At 49.7% G+C, this 2,193-nt stretch carries 2 protein-coding genes and 2 pseudogenes; all 4 read left to right on the top strand.

What is annotated here, in order from left to right; translation table 11 throughout:
* Positions 1 to 87 (top strand): annotated as a pseudogene (locus J0A65_RS27455) (F0F1 ATP synthase subunit C); the annotation flags it as partial.
* 44 nt (positions 88 to 131) lie between these two features.
* Positions 132 to 602 carry a F0F1 ATP synthase subunit B gene (gene atpF / locus J0A65_RS18240; RefSeq protein WP_206595781.1) on the top strand — a complete coding sequence of 157 codons (471 nt, stop codon included), beginning with the start codon at positions 132 to 134 and terminating at the stop codon, positions 600 to 602.
* Positions 603 to 616: 14 nt separating this feature from the next.
* Positions 617 to 1,150 carry a F0F1 ATP synthase subunit delta gene (gene atpH / locus J0A65_RS18235; protein ID WP_206595780.1) on the top strand — a complete coding sequence of 178 codons (534 nt, stop codon included), beginning with the start codon at positions 617 to 619 and terminating at the stop codon, positions 1,148 to 1,150.
* Between the two features lie 12 nt (positions 1,151 to 1,162).
* Positions 1,163 to 2,179 (top strand): annotated as a pseudogene (atpA, locus tag J0A65_RS18230) (F0F1 ATP synthase subunit alpha); the annotation flags it as partial.
* Positions 2,180 to 2,193: the final 14 nt, after the last annotated feature.

Genomic DNA, 2,193 nt, shown 5'->3' with positions numbered 1-2,193 from the left:
ATGTTCATCGTAGCGGGTCTGATCGACGCCATCGCGATGATCGGTGTTGGTATCGCTCTATACCTGTTGTTCGCTGTTGGTGCCTAAGTTTTATCCACTTTAACGCGAACAACTAATGAGGAGGAGCGGTCGTGAATATTAACGCCACTCTAATAGGCCAACTTATCGCTTTCACTGTTTTCGTACTGTTCTGTATGAAATATGTGTGGCCGCCAATTATGGCTGCCATTGAGGAGCGCCAGAAGAAGATTGCCGATGGGCTAGCTGCTTCTGATCGGGCCGAAAAAGACTTGCAAATTGCTCAGGAAAAAGCCACTGAGCAGTTGAAAGAAGCCAAGCAACAAGCGGCTGATATCATCGAGCAGGCCAAAAAGCGTGCGGCGCAGATTGTCGATCAAGAGACAGAACGTGCCCATCAGGAGCGTGACAAAATCATCGCTTCCGGCCATACCGAGATTGAAGCCGAGCGTAACCGTGCCAAAGAAGAACTGCGTCAGCAGGTTGCTACTCTGGCCGTTGCTGGTGCAGAGAAAATTTTAGCGCGTCAAATCGATGCAGCGGCACAAAGTGACATAGTTGAAAAACTGGTCGCTGAACTATAAGGGGTAATGAGCTCATGTCTGAATTGACAACCATTGCTCGCCCTTATGCCAAAGCTGCTTTCGATTATGCGATCGAGAGCCAGGCAGTGGACAAGTGGCAGCAGATGCTGACCTTTGCTGCTGCCGTGGCGGACAACGAGGCCATGCAAAATTTCTTCAGTAGCGCTGCTGCGGCAGAGAGACTATCTGAAATGTTTATCAAGGTCTGTGGTGACGAACTCGATCTGCACGGCCAGAACCTGATTAAGGTGATGGCTGAAAACAGACGCTTGAACACGCTTCCTGAAGTATTGGGTTTGTTTAATCAGCTTAAGGCTGACTATGACAAAGAAGTAGACGTTGACGTCACTTCTGCAGTCGAGCTTAACGCTAAGCAACAAGCCGATCTCAGCGCGTCTCTTGAAAAACGTCTCGCACGAAAAGTTAAGCTGAATTGTAACGTGGACCCTGCGTTGGTTGCCGGTGTGGTTATTAAAGCCGGCGACACTGTTATTGATGGTTCCGTCCGAAGCAAATTGAACCGTCTCGCAGACGCGTTGCAAGCATAACGGGGAAAGAGTATGCAACTGAATTCCACTGAAATTGCAGAACTGATCAAAAAGCGAATTGAGCAGTTTGAAGTAGTAAGTGAAGCACGTAATGAAGGAACTATCGTTGGTGTAACCGACGGTATTATCCGTATTCATGGCCTTGCTGATGTAATGCAAGGTGAAATGATCGAGCTTCCTGGCAATCGCTATGCTATCGCATTGAACCTGGAGCGCGACTCCGTAGGTGCGGTAGTAATGGGTCCTTACGCTGACCTGCAGGAAGGCGTAAAAGTTAAATCTACCGGTCGTATTTTAGAAGTACCTGTTGGCCGCGCCCTGTTGGGTCGCGTAGTTAACACGCTAGGTGCGCCTATCGACGGTAAAGGCGCCATCGAAGCTGACGGTTTCGAACCTGTTGAAAAAATCGCACCTGGCGTAATCGAGCGTCAGTCGGTTGATCAACCTGTTCAGATTGGTTACAAGTCTATCGATGCCATGATCCCTGTTGGTCGTGGTCAGCGTGAGCTGATTATCGGTGACCGTCAGACTGGCAAGACTGCATTAGCCGTTGATGCCATCATCAACCAGAAAGGTACCGGCATTAAGTGTATCTACGTAGCGGTTGGCCAGAAGGCTTCTACCATTGCTAACGTAGTACGTAAGCTGGAAGAGCATGGTGCGATGGCTCACACTATTGTGGTTGCTGCCTCTGCATCTGAATCTGCTGCCCTGCAGTACCTGGCACCATTTGCCGGTTGTACTATGGGTGAGTACTTCCGTGACCGTGGTGAAGATGCTCTGATTATTTACGATGACCTGTCTAAGCAGGCCGTTGCCTATCGTCAGATCTCTTTGCTGCTGCGTCGTCCGCCTGGCCGTGAAGCTTATCCTGGTGACGTATTCTATCTGCACTCCCGTTTGTTGGAGCGTGCAGCGCGCGTTAACGCCGTATACGTAGAAAACTACACCAAAGGTGAAGTGAAAGGTAAGACTGGTTCTTTGACTGCTCTGCCAATCATTGAAACTCAGGCTGGCGACGTTTCTGCGTCCTGCTGTTAACG

The sequence above is a fragment of the Bowmanella yangjiangensis genome (assembly GCF_017255015.1).
GTDB lineage: Bacteria > Pseudomonadota > Gammaproteobacteria > Enterobacterales > Alteromonadaceae > Bowmanella > Bowmanella yangjiangensis.
Note: the sequence above shows the minus strand (reverse complement) of the source record. Positions and strands in the feature narration are given on the sequence as shown.